At 58.6% G+C, this 13,181-nt stretch carries 13 protein-coding genes and 1 pseudogene; 7 read left to right on the plus strand and 7 right to left on the minus strand.

Features of this window, described 5'->3' with window-relative positions; all coding sequences use genetic code 11:
- Positions 1-35: 35 nt before the first annotated feature.
- The 4 genes from phaC (BMX80_RS03585) (at position 36) to BMX80_RS03600 (ending at position 5,039) form a co-directional block, all read left to right on the plus strand.
- A complete protein-coding gene (gene phaC / locus BMX80_RS03585; RefSeq protein WP_071870905.1) occupies positions 36-1,724 on the plus strand; it encodes a class II poly(R)-hydroxyalkanoic acid synthase in 1,689 nt (562 codons plus the stop codon).
- A 21-nt stretch (positions 1,725-1,745) separates the two neighbouring features.
- Positions 1,746-2,600 (plus strand): poly(3-hydroxyalkanoate) depolymerase, encoded by an 855-nt coding sequence (gene phaZ / locus BMX80_RS03590; protein ID WP_071870906.1) that lies wholly within the window; start codon positions 1,746-1,748, stop codon positions 2,598-2,600.
- A 125-nt stretch (positions 2,601-2,725) separates the two neighbouring features.
- Positions 2,726-4,411, plus strand: a complete 1,686-nt coding sequence (phaC, locus tag BMX80_RS03595) for a class II poly(R)-hydroxyalkanoic acid synthase (protein WP_074865220.1) — start codon at positions 2,726-2,728, stop codon at positions 4,409-4,411.
- Positions 4,401-5,039, plus strand: a complete 639-nt coding sequence (locus tag BMX80_RS03600) for a TetR/AcrR family transcriptional regulator (protein WP_071870908.1) — start codon at positions 4,401-4,403, stop codon at positions 5,037-5,039. Before phaC (BMX80_RS03595) ends, BMX80_RS03600 begins: the two co-directional genes overlap by 11 nt.
- A 101-nt stretch (positions 5,040-5,140) precedes the next feature.
- Here the strand turns inward: BMX80_RS03600 and BMX80_RS03605 are convergent.
- The 4 genes and pseudogenes from BMX80_RS03605 to BMX80_RS03620 all read right to left on the minus strand — a co-directional run.
- Positions 5,141-5,767, minus strand: a pseudogene (locus BMX80_RS03605) (phasin family protein); the annotation flags it as partial.
- A gap of 16 nt (positions 5,768-5,783) precedes the next feature.
- On the minus strand, positions 5,784-6,197 hold the full coding sequence (locus BMX80_RS03610; protein ID WP_071870910.1) for a phasin family protein: 414 nt from the start codon (positions 6,195-6,197) through the stop codon (positions 5,784-5,786).
- Positions 6,198-6,353: 156 nt separating this feature from the next.
- Positions 6,354-7,019 (minus strand): fumarylacetoacetate hydrolase family protein, encoded by a 666-nt coding sequence (locus tag BMX80_RS03615; protein WP_074865226.1) that lies wholly within the window; start codon positions 7,017-7,019, stop codon positions 6,354-6,356.
- A 10-nt stretch (positions 7,020-7,029) separates the two neighbouring features.
- Positions 7,030-8,427, minus strand: a complete 1,398-nt coding sequence (locus tag BMX80_RS03620) for an FAD-binding oxidoreductase (RefSeq protein WP_074865228.1) — start codon at positions 8,425-8,427, stop codon at positions 7,030-7,032.
- A 178-nt stretch (positions 8,428-8,605) separates the two neighbouring features.
- Here BMX80_RS03620 and serA point away from each other — a divergent pair, with 178 nt between their 5' ends.
- Together serA and BMX80_RS03630 are read left to right on the plus strand one after the other, a co-directional pair.
- On the plus strand, positions 8,606-9,835 hold the full coding sequence (serA, locus tag BMX80_RS03625; RefSeq protein WP_071870913.1) for a phosphoglycerate dehydrogenase: 1,230 nt from the start codon (positions 8,606-8,608) through the stop codon (positions 9,833-9,835).
- Between the two features lie 237 nt (positions 9,836-10,072).
- Positions 10,073-10,621 carry a DUF6160 family protein gene (locus BMX80_RS03630; RefSeq protein WP_071870914.1) on the plus strand — a complete coding sequence of 183 codons (549 nt, stop codon included), beginning with the start codon at positions 10,073-10,075 and terminating at the stop codon, positions 10,619-10,621.
- Between the two features lie 83 nt (positions 10,622-10,704).
- Here BMX80_RS03630 and BMX80_RS03635 read toward each other — a convergent pair whose 3' ends face one another.
- The 3 genes from BMX80_RS03635 to BMX80_RS03645 are packed head-to-tail and all read right to left on the minus strand — an operon-like array spanning position 10,705 to position 12,318.
- Positions 10,705-11,184: an RDD family protein gene (locus BMX80_RS03635; protein WP_074865230.1), complete on the minus strand. Its 480-nt coding sequence runs from the start codon at positions 11,182-11,184 to the stop codon at positions 10,705-10,707.
- A gap of 13 nt (positions 11,185-11,197) precedes the next feature.
- Entirely contained in the window at positions 11,198-11,695 is a 498-nt protein-coding gene (locus BMX80_RS03640) for a 2-thiouracil desulfurase family protein (protein ID WP_074865233.1), read from the minus strand.
- A complete protein-coding gene (locus tag BMX80_RS03645; protein ID WP_071870917.1) occupies positions 11,689-12,318 on the minus strand; it encodes a 2OG-Fe(II) oxygenase in 630 nt (209 codons plus the stop codon). Before BMX80_RS03645 ends, BMX80_RS03640 begins: the two co-directional genes overlap by 7 nt.
- A 114-nt stretch (positions 12,319-12,432) precedes the next feature.
- Between BMX80_RS03645 and BMX80_RS03650 the strand changes: the two genes are divergently transcribed.
- Positions 12,433-13,173, plus strand: coding sequence for a hypothetical protein (locus BMX80_RS03650; protein ID WP_074865235.1), 741 nt, complete (start codon positions 12,433-12,435; stop codon positions 13,171-13,173).
- The last annotated feature ends 8 nt before the right edge of the window (positions 13,174-13,181 follow it).

Genomic DNA, 13,181 nt, shown 5'->3' on the forward strand with positions numbered 1-13,181 from the left:
TGGATTCCCCTCTTTCGAGGATGACGGAGAACGACATGAGTCACGAAAAAGAGCAGCTAAAGGACCAGGCAGCTGAGAATACGCTGAACCTGAACCCGGTCATCAGTATTCAAGGGCGCGATATTCTGTCGTCGGCACGCATGGTGATGATGCAGTTTCTGCGTCAGCCTGTGCATAGCCTCAAGCACGTCGGCCACTTTGGCGTTGAATTAAAGAACGTCATGCTCGGCCAATCTGAGCTGACCCCCACCGCCGATGACCGCCGCTTTAGTGACCCGGCATGGAGCCAAAACCCGCTGTATAAGCGCTACATGCAGACCTACTTAGCTTGGCGCAAAGAGCTCAATGACTGGGCCGACCAGAGCAGCCTCTCCGACCTCGATCGGCAACGCGGCAAATTCGTTATCGCCCTGATGACCGAAGCCATGTCGCCGACCAACAGCCTGGCCAACCCGGCAGCGCTGAAGCGTTTTTTTGAAACCGGCGGCAAAAGCCTGCTGGATGGCTTAAGTAATCTGGCCAAAGACTTGGTGCAAAACGGCGGCATGCCCAGCCAAGTGAACAAAAAAGCCTTTGAAGTGGGCAAGAACTTAGCCCTTACCGAAGGCAACGTGGTGTTCCGCCACGATGTGCTGGAGCTGATTCAGTACAAGCCGCTGAGCGAGCAAGTGCTTGAGCGCCCCCTGTTAGTGGTGCCGCCGCAGATCAACAAGTTTTATGTCTTCGACCTGTCGCCGGAAAAATCCTTGGCGCGCTTCTGCGTTAAAACAGGCCTGCAAACCTTCGTAATCAGCTGGCGCAACCCGACTAAGTCGCAGCGCGAGTGGGGGTTGAACACCTATATCGAAGCCCTGAAAGAAGCCATCGATGTCGTCCTGTCGATCACCGGCAGCAAAGACGTCAACATGATCGGCGCTTGCTCGGGCGGCATCACCACCTCATCGCTGCTGGGCCACTACGCCGCACTGGGACAAAAGAAGGTGCACAGCTTCACCCAGTTGGTGAGCGTGATGAACACCGAGCCGCAACAAGGCGTCGACACCCCGGCTGCCCTGTTCGCCGACGAGCGCACGCTGGAAGCGGCCAAGCGCCACTCCTACCAAGCTGGCGTGCTGGAAGGCAGCGAGATGGCCAAAGTGTTCGCCTGGATGCGCCCCAACGACCTGATCTGGAACTACTGGGTTAACAACTACCTGCTCGGCAATGAGCCGCCAGCGTTCGACATCCTGTTCTGGAACAACGACACCACGCGTCTACCGGCAGCCCTGCATGGCGACTTCATTGACCTGCTGAAGAACAACTCGCTGGCCCGCCCCGGTGCGCTGGAAGTCTGTGGCACACCGATTGATCTCAAGCAGGTCAAATGCGACATGTATTACGTGGCCGGTGTCACCGACCACATCACCCCGTGGCAAGCCTGCTACAAATCTGCGCAGATGTTCGGCGGCAAGTGCGAGTTCGTGCTTTCGCAGAGCGGCCACATTCAGAGTATTCTGAACCCGCCTGGCAACCCCAAGGCACGCTTTATTACCAACCCGGATATGGCCGGCACACCGGATGAGTGGCTGAAGAAAGGTACGAAGCACACGGATTCCTGGTGGCTGCACTGGGGCAAGTGGATTACCGAACATTCCGGCAAACACAAAGAAGCTCCGGCAGGCGTGGGTAGTAACAAGTTCCCCGCCGCTGAAGCTGCGCCCGGCACTTACGTGCACGAGCGATAAGCAAGACAGGAAGCGGTCGTCATGTCCAACGCATTTATTTTTCGCACCATTGAACTGGACGGCCAGCGGATTCGTACCGCTGTCCGCCCCGGTAACGGCACACTCACGCCGTTACTGCTGTTCAATGGCATCGGTGCCAACTTGGAACTGGTCTTTCCCTTTGTTCAAGCGCTGAGCCCCGACTTAGAAGTGATTGCGTTTGACGTGCCGGGCGTGGGCGGCTCCTCCACGCCGTCGACGCCCTACCGTTTTCCCGGTTTGGCGAAGTTGGCCGCGCGCATGCTCGACTACTTAGATTACGGTCAAGTGTGCGCCCTCGGCGTGTCGTGGGGCGGCGCCTTGGCGCAGCAATTTGCCCACGACTACCCCGAGCGCTGCAAAAAGCTGGTGCTGTGCGCTACCTCCGCCGGCGCCGTGATGATCCCCGGCAAGCCCAAAGTGCTGATGCGCATGGCCAGTCCGCGGCGCTACATTCAGCCGTCTTACGGCGTACATATCGCCCCAGACATCTACGGTGGTGCGTTTCGCCGCGACCCGGGCCTGGCCATGAAGCATGCGGCCAAAGTGCGTTCGTCCGGCAAGGTAGGCTACTACTGGCAGCTGGCTGCCGGCCTCGGCTGGACCAGCATTCACTGGCTGCACAAGATCAAGCAACCGACCCTCGTGCTGGCCGGCGATGATGACCCGATTATCCCGCTGGCCAACATGCGTTTGCTGGCTTGGCGCATTCCCAATGCCGAGTTACATGTCATCGATGATGGCCATCTGTTCCTCGTCACCCGCGCCGAAACCGTTGCCCCCATCATTATGAAATTCCTCGAAGAGGAACGTCAGCGTGCCATTATCCACCCGCGCCCGCAGCTGGCCCGCTCTTAATCCCCGCGTTACCGGCGTAGTCGCCCCGCAGCGACTACGCTTATGCCTTCGTGCCGCAGTTAGGCGCACGACTCACCTTTCCAGCCGATTGAACTGACCTGAGCTTTGCACAGGAGTGCTTTGTCATGCCCCATCGTCAAAACCCCGCTGAACTTCCCAGTAACGCCGAAATCATGGTGGCCAGCAACGCCATGGTGGGCGTCAGCGGCAGCAATTTACTCGGCAGTCTGCGCCAGATCGCCTTTCATGGTTTGCGCCAGCCACTGCACACCCTGAAGCATCTGGGCCAACTGGGTAAGTCCTTGGGGCATGTAGTGCTGGGCGATAGCGCCATTGCGCCGAACAAAACCGACTTACGCTTTAACGACCCGACGTGGCAATTCAATCCGCTGTACCGCCGCACCATGCAGAGCTACTTAGCCGTACAGCAACAGCTGCACAGCTGGCTAAAAGAAAGTGACTTGCCTGGCGAAGACAAAGCCCGCGCCCTGTTTGTGATGGGCCTACTGACCGACGCCGCATCACCGAGCAACGCGCTGATTAACCCGCAGGCGGTTAAAGAGCTGTTCGATACCGCCGGCTACAGCGTGGTCAAAGGCCTACGCAACTTGTTTGACGACTGGCTGCACAATGGCGGCCTGCCTAGCCAAGTGAGCAAGCACGCCTTCGAAGTGGGTAAAAACCTCGCCACCAGCGAAGGCGCCGTGGTGTATCGCAGCGACATGTTCGAGCTGATTCAATACAAACCGCTTACCGAACAGGTCTACGCTAAGCCTCTGCTGATCGTGCCGCCGCAGATCAACAAGTTTTATATCTTCGACCTGTCGCCGGAAAAAAGCTTTGTGCGCTACTGCTTAAAGCATGGCTTGCAGACCTTCATCATCAGCTGGCGCAACCCCGACGCCCGGCATCGCGAATGGGGCCTGTCGAGCTACGCCGAAGCCGTGCAGCAAGCCATGCAGGTGATGCAGCAGATCTGTGGCAGCAAAGACGTCCACCTGCTCGGCGCCTGTGCTGGCGGGATGAATATCGCGCTGTTACAGGGCCACTTGGCCGCCAAGCGCAAGCTCAAGCAAGTCGCCAGCGCCACGTATTTGGTCAGCCTGCTGGACTGCCAGATCGACAGCCAGATGACCCTGTTCGCCAACGAAGAAACCATCGAAACCGCCAAGCGCCGCTCCTATCAGCAAGGCGTACTCGACGGTCGCGACATGGCCCGTGTGTTTGCTTGGCTAAGGCCCAATGACCTGATCTGGAATTACTGGGTCAACAATTACCTGCTCGGCAAAGAGCCACCCGCCTTTGATGTGCTGTACTGGAACAACGACAACACCCGCCTGCCCGCCACCTTGCACGGCGACTTGCTCGACTGCTTCAAGCACAACCCACTGGCCCGCGCCAACGCCATCGAAGTGTGCGGCACGCCGATTGATTTGAAAAAAGTCACCGTCGACAGCATGACCATCGGCGGCATGACCGACCACATCACCCCATGGGATGCGGTCTATCGCTCGGCCAACTTGCTCGGTGGCGACAGCCGCTTCATTCTGTCGTCCAGCGGCCACGTGCAGAGCATCCTCAACCCGCCGGAAAAACGTAGTAAACGCTATTTCTACCAAAGCGGCGCCCTGAGTAGCGACCCACGCGCTTGGCTGTACGACGCTAAGCGTCAAGAAGGCAGTTGGTGGCCAACCTGGCTGAACTGGATGCAAGAGCGCTCCGGCGAAAAACAAGAAGCCGTGCCGGCACTCGGCAACCAAAGCCACCCTGTGCTCGGCGATGCGCCCGGAATCTTCGTTCATGTGCGCTGAGCAGCGACCACCGAAAACCCGCGAGCGCATTTTGAGCTGCGCGCTGGAGCTGTTTAACCGCTTGGGCGAGCCGCAAGTCACCACACTGGAGATCGCCAACGAGCTGGAGATCAGCCCGGGCAATCTGTATTACCACTTCCGTGGTAAAGAGCCGCTGATTCTCGCCCTGTTTGAGCGCTTTCAAGCCGACAGCCAACATCTGCTCGACCCGCCGGTGGATGTTGAGCTGAACACGCATGATTACTGGCTGTTTTTGCACTTAATCGTCGAGCAGACGGTGCACTACCGCTTCCTGTTTCAAGACTTGTCGATCCTCGCCGAGCGGCTGCCCAAGCTGGCCCACGGCATGCGGGTCTGGATCAACAAACTCAAACAAGCACTGGCGTTGTTGCTCGCCAAACTGAAAGCCGAAGGGGTGCTTGAAAGCGATATCGAAGCCTTGGGCAGCTTGGTCGACCAGCTGACCATGACTTTGCTCTACTCGTTGGAGTACCAGCGTATGGTCGGCCAGCCGGCAGAATCGCGCGTGGCGGTCTATCAAATGATGATGCTCGCCGCCCCGCACTTAACCGAGCAGGCTCAGGCGGTGACCATCAATTTAGCCAGACGCTATTTGGCCGAAGAATAACGCCGCCAAAGCTAGCCCCGAAAATGACAACGCCCGGCCTAGGCCGGGCGTTGTGCTAGAGCACTACTGTCGATCAGCGTCGATCAGCTATTGCTGCTCGGCGTCGCCGGCGCCGCTGCCGGGGCAGCAGGCTTAGCGGCTTCTGCCGGCTTAGCTGCGGGCTTAGCCGCTGCTTTAGGCGCAGCAGGCTTCTTCGCCGCTGGTTTTTTCGCTGCCGGCTTAGCGGCTGGCTTGGCCGCCGCAGGTTTAGCAGCGACAGCAGGCTTAGCGGCCGGTGCTTTGGCGGCGGGCTTGGCGGCAGCAGGCTTTTTGCCTTCGTCGGTCAACTTCTTAACCAGCTTGGTTAATTCGTCGACTTTCTTCTGCAGCTCACGCACTTCGCTACGGCTCGGTACGCCTAGGCGCGAAACGGCACTGTTCAGACGGCGATCAAACGCCTCTTCCAGCGCATTCCACTTGCCCAACGCTTTGTCTTTCACCGACTCCACCGCGTCTACGGCTTTGTCTTTGGCAGACTCAACGTTTTTCACCTGCTGTTCGACAGCACCCTTGGCCAGCTCTTCCGCTTTCGCGCCGTCCTCTACCAAGCCGTCAAACAGCTTGGCGCCGTCTTTGCTGGCCTTGGCGTAAGCGCCCAGCCCAGCCAACCAGATCTGACGCGAATACTTTTCGACTTCGTTCAGCCAAGAGTTGCTTTCAACGTTTTCGGACTTCTTCTTGCTAGCCATAGGGCCTCCTTACGGATTACTTAGCGCTCAGCTTTTTGATAGCTGCGTTCAGCTCGTCGATTTTAGCCGACAGCTCAGCCACGTCTTTCTTCGACGGGATGCTCAGACGGCCCAGAGCAGCGGATACGCGCTCATCGAAAGCCTTCTCAACCACATCCAGCTTAGCTTGAGCTTGAGTTTTTACATTTTTCTTTACCGAGTCGAACTTGCTGTTAGCGGCTTCAACTTGCTCAGCAACCAGTTCTTTGCCCTGCTTCTCAACGCCTTCACCTTCGGTAACCAGGCCTTTGAAGTAGTCCAGGCCTTCTTTACCGGCTTTGGCGTAAGCGCCCAGGCCAGCCAGCCAAATTTGACGCGCGTACGCTTTAACGTCGGTCAGTACGGTAGCTTCCTGAGTTTCTGCAACTTTCTTAACGGCAGCCTTAGTCATAAATCACCTCATAATCATGGTGGTAAAAACTCCTGGCTTATCCAGGCTTGTGAGCAAGATTAGGGATCGTCATTAGAAAAGGCATACTAGGAAACGAAAAAGCGCGATTTTTTTTATCGCGCTTTTTCTGAGCCTATTGAACAGCTAGCGGAGCACTTAACGCACCTGCGTCTCAACCGCCAAAACCTCGCCCAAGGCCAGCCTCAGTTGGTCACCCGATTGCAGCGGGCCAACCCCGGCTGGCGTACCGGTCAGCACCACATCGCCGGGTTGCAAGGTGAAGTGCTGCGCGATGTACTGCAACAGCGGCAGAATCGGCGTGATCATCTCGGCGCTGCTACCTTGCTGGCGAACTTCGCCGTTAATGCTCAGGCTCACGGGAATCTCTTCCAGCGATTCAAAACGCTCGGCGGCAACAAAGCTCGACAGCGGGCAAGCGCCATCGAAAGCCTTGGCCACTTCCCACGGGTGGCCCTTTTCTTTCAGCTTGCTTTGCAGGCCACGCAAGGTCAGATCCAGCGCCGCGCCAATACCCACGATAGCTTCGCGGGCCTCTTCTGCGCTGACCTTTTGGCTCAGCGGCTTGCCGATGAGCACGGCAATCTCGGCCTCATAATGCACATCGCCACGGTCTTGCGGCAGGCTCACGCCTTGCGCCAGCGGGGTCACCGAGGTTGCCGGTTTAATAAATAGAATCGGCTCGGTAGGGATTGGGTTATTCAGCTCTTTAGCGTGCTCGGCGTAGTTACGCCCCACGCACACCACTTTGCCCAACGGGAAATGGATCAGGGTGCCGTCGCTGTATTGATGCTGATAGGTCATTGCCTGCTCCTTAGGCCTGCGGGAAGATTTTGCCGGGGTTCATGATGCCGTTCGGGTCAAACACCGCTTTGATAGAGCGCATGATGGCGATCTCTGCGGCGCTGCGGCTGTAGTGCAGGTAATCACGCTTGGTCATACCCACGCCGTGCTCGGCGCTGATCGAGCCGTTGTACTTGTCGACCGTTTCGAACACCCACTGGTTGACCGTAGCGCACTTGGCGAAGAACTCATCTTTGCTGAGGTTTTCCGGTTTTAAGATGTTCAGGTGCAGGTTGCCGTCGCCAATATGGCCGAACCAGATCACTTCGAAGTCGGGGTAGTTGCTCGCGACGATCTGATCGATATCCGCCAAGAAAGCCGGCACTTTGGAAACCGTCACCGAGATGTCGTTCTTATACGGCGTCCAGTGGCTGATGGTTTCCGAGATGTACTCACGCAGCTTCCACAGGTTTTGCAGCTGCTGCTCGCTCTGACTCATCACGCCATCCAGCACCCAGCCTTGTTCCACGCAGTATTCGAAGGTTTCCAGCGCTTGGTTGGCGACTTCCTCGCTGGTGGCTTCAAATTCCAGCAGCGCATAGAAGGGGCAGTCGGTTTCGAACGGCGCCGGCACGTCGCCACGGGCGAGAATCTTCGCCAACGCTTTGTCGGAGAAGAACTCAAACGCGGTTAGGTCGAGCTTGCTTTGGAAGGCATGCAGCACCGGCATCACGGCGTCCATATCCGGCGCACCGAGCACCATGGCGGTGAGGTTTTTCGGCGCACGGTCGAGGCGCATGGTGGCTTCTACCACAAAACCTAAGGTGCCTTCGCCGCCAATAAATAGCTGACGCAAATCGTAACCGGTGGCGTTTTTAATCAGGTCGCGGTTTAGCTCGAGCAGCTCGCCGGTGCCGGTGACTACTTTCATGCCGGCCACCCAGTTGCGGGTCATGCCGTAGCGAATCACCTTAATACCGCCGGCATTGGTGCCGATGTTGCCGCCAATCTGGCTGGAGCCAGCGCTAGCGAAGTCCACGGGGTAGTAGAGGCCTTGTTCTTCGGCGAAGTTTTGCAGCTGCTCGGTGATCACGCCCGGCTGGCAGACTACCGTACGGTCGTACTCATTGAAGCTGAGGATTTGGTTCATGTAGTCGAACGCCACGACCACTTCGCCATTGGCCGCCACCGCAGCAGCAGATAACCCCGTGCGGCCACCGGACGGCACCAGCGCGACTTTATGCTCATTCGCCCAACGCACGATGGCTTGCACTTGCTCGATGCTCTTGGGGAGAGCAATCGCCAGCGGCGCTGGGGCAAAGTGTTTGGTCCAGTCCTTGCCATAGGTTTGCAGGGAATCGGCGTCGGTCAACAGCTTGCCGTCATCCAGCAGGCTACGCAGTTGGTCAATCAGGACGGCTTGGCTCATGGACACAGTCTCGCTACGTTCATCGGCACCCTGAGTAGAATTCAACTCGGGTTAGGGTCACAAAATGGGCGCTTATGCTAGCATACGTCGCCCCGATAGCAGCCTCTGCCAACTGCACTCGGGTTAGCGCATCCCGCGCCTTTTGCCTCTCATTCACCACCGGGATCAGGTTTCACCCATGAGCAAGACTTCCCTCGACAAGAGCAAGATCAAGTTTCTGTTGCTTGAGGGCGTTCACCAGAATGCCGTCGACACCTTGAAAGCTGCAGGTTACGACAACATCGAGTACCTCAAGGGTGCCCTGTCCGACGAAGAGCTGAAAGAGAAGATCGCTGATGCGCACTTCATCGGCATTCGCTCGCGCACACAGCTGACCGCTGATGTGTTTGATTGCGCCAAGAAGCTGGTCGCGGTTGGCTGTTTCTGCATCGGCACCAACCAAGTGGACCTCAATGCCGCCCGCGAGCGTGGTATTGCGGTATTCAACGCCCCGTACTCCAACACCCGCTCGGTCGCCGAGCTGGTACTGGCGCAAGCGATTCTGCTGCTGCGCGGTATCCCCGAGAAGAATGCCTCTTGCCACCGTGGTGGTTGGATCAAGAGCGCGGCTAACTCGTTCGAAATTCGCGGCAAGAAACTTGGCATCGTCGGCTACGGCTCGATCGGCACGCAGCTGTCGGTACTGGCCGAAGCCTTGGGCATGCAAGTGTTCTTCTATGACGTGGTGACTAAGCTGCCGCTGGGCAACGCCACGCAAATTGGCAATCTGCACGACCTGCTGGGCATGTGCGACATCGTGTCGCTACATGTGCCGCAACTGCCGTCCACCCAGTGGATGATCGGCGAGAAAGAAATTCGCGCGATCAAGAAAGGCGGCATTCTGATCAACGCCGCACGCGGCACTGTGGTTGAGCTGGAGCATCTGGCGGCTGCGATTAAAGACGAGCACCTGATCGGCGCGGCCATCGACGTGTTCCCGGTTGAGCCTAAGTCTAACGACGAAGAGTTCGAAAGCCCGCTGCGTGGTCTGGATCGCGTGATCCTCACCCCGCACATCGGTGGCTCCACCGCTGAAGCGCAGGCCAACATTGGTCTGGAAGTGGCTGAGAAGCTGGTCAAGTACAGCGACAACGGCACTACCACCTCGGCGGTGAACTTCCCGGAAGTGGCCCTGCCCTCGCACCCCGGTGTACACCGTCTGCTGCACGTGCACCAGAACGTGCCGGGCGTGCTCAGCGAGATCAACAAGGTGCTGTCGGACAACAACGTCAACATCTCCGGTCAGTACCTGCAGACCAACGAGAAGATCGGCTACGTGGTGATCGACGTCGACGCCGAGTACTCGGAGCTGGCGCTGGACAAACTGTCCACCGTGAACGGCACCATCCGTACCCGCGTACTGTTCTGATCGGTAACACCGCGCTAACACTAGCGCACCAAAAGGAGGCTTCGGCCTCCTTTTTTATTGCCTGCTTTACGCCTAAGCCCCCTGACGAGAACCAACAGCTAGCCAGCGCCCCAACCTTTCGCCGGTTAATTGGCAAGTGCCTGCTGGCGGCTTGCCTGCCGTCAATCAGCCAGCACAATAGAGCACGCAGTGTTGAGTGGTCGCTGCCCATAACAACAACATTCATGGGACCAAGCCATGTTCAACAGAAGTGCTCTTACAGCCCTGCTGCTGTGCGCCAGCAGCGCCAGCTACGCCCTCACCCCAATGACCGATCAAGAGCTGGCCAACACCACCGGTCAAGCCGGCATCAGCCTGCGCATCGATGTGCAGGCGCAAATCGGCCGTATTGAATACCGCGACACCGACGCCAACGGCGGCACCGTCAGCCTGCGCAATGTAAAGATTGATAACGGTTGCTTGACCGTTGCCGACTGCCCCAACGGCCAAGGCGGCGGGATTGCCTTTGGCGCCGCTAAGTTGGGTTTATCACTGCCGTTCTTTGGCGTTGAGCTGCCCACACTGAAAGTGGATGTGGTGCAGACCAGCGGCGGCGACTCGGCGATTCAGCTGACCCTGCCCGATCTCACCACCATCAACCAACAGATGATTGCCAATGGCCTTCCTGCGCAACGGATTCGCGTGCGCGTGGCCGGTGATCTGTATGTGGGCAACAACAGCTTAGGCAGCGTGGAGATTCGCGATATCACCGATATTCGCGGGGAAATTCGCATCCGCGGCCACTGATTTCTCCCCCCGAGAAAGACCAAGGCCCGACAGCGCTATTGCGCTGCCGAGCCTTGTGTTAGCCGCTTTGGTAATGCGCGCGGTTATAAGTCGCGCACCACCACCGTATTGGCCATCTTGTCGTGCCAGCCTTGTTTGCGACCGTCGAACGCCGTCCAGATCACGCCAATGGCAAACAGCATGTACGCCGGAAAATAACCCACATAGCGCAACGCTAAACGACCGACCGACACAGGCTGCAAACTATCGGCATCGACAATGCGCAGACGCAGCGCCATCTTGCCTGGGGTGGCTTGTTTGTAATGCCAGAACAGCACATACACAGCGGCCATCGCCAGGTTGCTCAAGATATCCCAGCCAAAGCCCGCCGACTCGCCGGCCTCCAGCGCGTCAAAGTCGACGAATACCATCATGATGGGCACCATAATCGCCAGCAACAAAACACCGTCGATCAGGGTGGCTAACACGCGCACCCAAAAACCGGCAAAAACGACTTCCTGCGCATTAGGCGCACTACGATCCACCAAGTTAGCTTGTGGGGCTTGATAGGGGTTTTCTGCCATGCGTCCGTTCTCCTTAAACATCCAGCATTAGCCGCTCAACGTCGGCCAGTTGATCCTCGCAAAAAACCGTCACCCCGGCCAGTCGTAGCGCGGCGGCTGTGACACCCTCGCCAGAAACCAAGGTGCCAGTAAAACTGCCGTCATAGGTGTGCTGATTGCCGCACGACGGGCTGCGGGCTTTTAGTAACGCCCAACGCAGATCGTGCTGCTGGGCTAACTGCACGGCTTGCGCCGCACCATGGCGAAACGCCTGCGACACGTCATGGCCTTGGCTATCGCACAGACCAGCAGCGCCGCGCCAGATCAGCTCGCCTTGCCCGCCGGGCACTTCCGCCGGTAAGCGTGGCACCGGCAGGCCACCGGCCACTTCTGGGCACAGCACCACTAACAGGCCTTGCGCCTGCCACGCCAGCAGCTGCGGATAGGCCGGGAGCAAGCGGCCGTCATAGCGCACCCGCTGCCCCAACAAACAGGCCGAGACCAACAAACGTGGCTTTAGCTGGCTTACCATGGCATCTCGCCGCGACGTAAAAACCAACCGGTTAGCGACAGGCGTTCACGGGCTGCTGGCATCACCTCATGCGGTAGCAAGGCCGAACGAAAACACACCAGCGTGCCCAACTCGGGCAACACGTCTTGCGTGCTGCCATCGGGCAGGTACAAACGCAGCGTGCCGCCATCCTCGGCCTGCCAATGCTCGTTGAGGTACAAGACCACGCTGATGGTGCGGCGATCGTCATCGCGGAAACGGTCGAGATGCTTCTTGTAGTAAGCGCCCTCGGGGAACACCGCAAAGTGGCACTCCAGTGCTTCCAGCCCTAAAAACAGCGCGCCATTGAGTGCCTCGCGCAGTTGTTCGGTGAGCGCCAAGTAGCGATCCGTCGCAGCGCTCATGCCCGGTTCAAGCCACAAGGTGATATCGCTGCGAATCGCTTCACGCACTTCTGCGCCGCCAGCACGGCCAACGGCCGCCGGGGTGAGCAAATCGGCCTGCTGCCAGAGACGCGCTTGATCGGCCAACTCACGGGCGATCTGGGCGGGAATAAACCCCGGCAACACGCACCAACCGGGTTCAACTAACTGCTCGACCAGATGATCGAGCGAGGCCTGCCAAACAGGCGTGGGTAAAGGCATAACAGCGCTCCGAAAAAGGCCCGCTGAGTTTACGCCGCTAAGCGGGGCAACTCGACATCTGCGCGCTAAGCACCAACAATAGGGGCCCTTTTTTCTTGCCCTTGCGATTGCCCGATGCGTGCCCTGCTTGCCCTGACGTTGACCTTACTGTGCGCCCCCACCTGGGCCGATAGCTATGAAGCGCTTTACCAAGCCGCCGGCTGGCCACAGCAAGAAGTGCATTTCCAGCAAGCGCTCAAGGCCACCCGCGAAGGCTATCGCAGCCACTTGCCGCAAGCGGTGTACGACAGCCTGCAACACAATGCCGAGCGGCGCTTGGGCAGCGTACAAATCCGCCAGCGCATGCTTAACCAGCTGCGCCAACAGCTGAGTAGCCCAACCGAGGCGCTGCAGTTCTTTAGTGGCCCGGTGGGCCAGCGCGTGGTCGCGCAGGAGATTCATGCCTCCAGCCCAAGCGAGCTAAAACGAGCCCAGACGGGCATGCCGGCGATGCCCGCCAGCCCCGCGCGGCAAGCGCTGGTGGAGCGCTTAGGCGGCGTATTGCCGGTGCGCGAAGCCGGAGCCGAAGTTGCCTTGGCGCTAGGCAGTTTGGCTGCCGACAGCCTGAGCCAAATGCTGCCGGGCTTGTTTGACCCCGCGCAAACGCAAAACTTAGTGCAAACCCAACGCGCAGCGCTGCAACGGCAGATGGCGGGCGATCTGCACAACACCTTGCTGTATGTCTATCGCGAGCTAGAAGACGCCGAGCTGGCCGCCTTTGCCGAGTTCGCCGAGTCACCGGCTGGCCGTCAGTACTATGCCGCCGCGCTAAGCTCGCTGAAGGCAGGCCTTGCGGTCGGGCAAACCCTGCCTTAATCCAGCCC

The organism is Atopomonas hussainii (assembly GCF_900109735.1).
Classification (GTDB): Bacteria; Pseudomonadota; Gammaproteobacteria; order Pseudomonadales; family Pseudomonadaceae; genus Atopomonas; species Atopomonas hussainii.

What these genes read in the sequence shown, in the direction of transcription:
- BMX80_RS03610 (WP_071870910.1), bottom strand. Translation starts at nt 6,197, where the DNA reads ATGACTAAGGCTGCCGTTAAGAAAGTTGCAGAAACTCAGGAAGCTACC.
- BMX80_RS03650 (WP_074865235.1), top strand. Translation starts at nt 12,433, where the DNA reads ATGCGTGCCCTGCTTGCCCTGACGTTGACCTTACTGTGCGCCCCCACC.
- BMX80_RS03645 (WP_071870917.1), bottom strand. Translation starts at nt 12,318, where the DNA reads ATGCCTTTACCCACGCCTGTTTGGCAGGCCTCGCTCGATCATCTGGTC.
- BMX80_RS03615 (WP_074865226.1), bottom strand. Translation starts at nt 7,019, where the DNA reads ATGACCTATCAGCATCAATACAGCGACGGCACCCTGATCCATTTCCCG.
- BMX80_RS03620 (WP_074865228.1), bottom strand. Translation starts at nt 8,427, where the DNA reads ATGAGCCAAGCCGTCCTGATTGACCAACTGCGTAGCCTGCTGGATGAC.
- BMX80_RS03635 (WP_074865230.1), bottom strand. Translation starts at nt 11,184, where the DNA reads ATGGCAGAAAACCCCTATCAAGCCCCACAAGCTAACTTGGTGGATCGT.
- BMX80_RS03600 (WP_071870908.1), top strand. Translation starts at nt 4,401, where the DNA reads ATGTGCGCTGAGCAGCGACCACCGAAAACCCGCGAGCGCATTTTGAGC.
- phaZ (WP_071870906.1), top strand. Translation starts at nt 1,746, where the DNA reads ATGTCCAACGCATTTATTTTTCGCACCATTGAACTGGACGGCCAGCGG.
- serA (WP_071870913.1), top strand. Translation starts at nt 8,606, where the DNA reads ATGAGCAAGACTTCCCTCGACAAGAGCAAGATCAAGTTTCTGTTGCTT.
- phaC (WP_071870905.1), top strand. Translation starts at nt 36, where the DNA reads ATGAGTCACGAAAAAGAGCAGCTAAAGGACCAGGCAGCTGAGAATACG.
- BMX80_RS03630 (WP_071870914.1), top strand. Translation starts at nt 10,073, where the DNA reads ATGTTCAACAGAAGTGCTCTTACAGCCCTGCTGCTGTGCGCCAGCAGC.
- BMX80_RS03640 (WP_074865233.1), bottom strand. Translation starts at nt 11,695, where the DNA reads ATGGTAAGCCAGCTAAAGCCACGTTTGTTGGTCTCGGCCTGTTTGTTG.
- phaC (WP_074865220.1), top strand. Translation starts at nt 2,726, where the DNA reads ATGCCCCATCGTCAAAACCCCGCTGAACTTCCCAGTAACGCCGAAATC.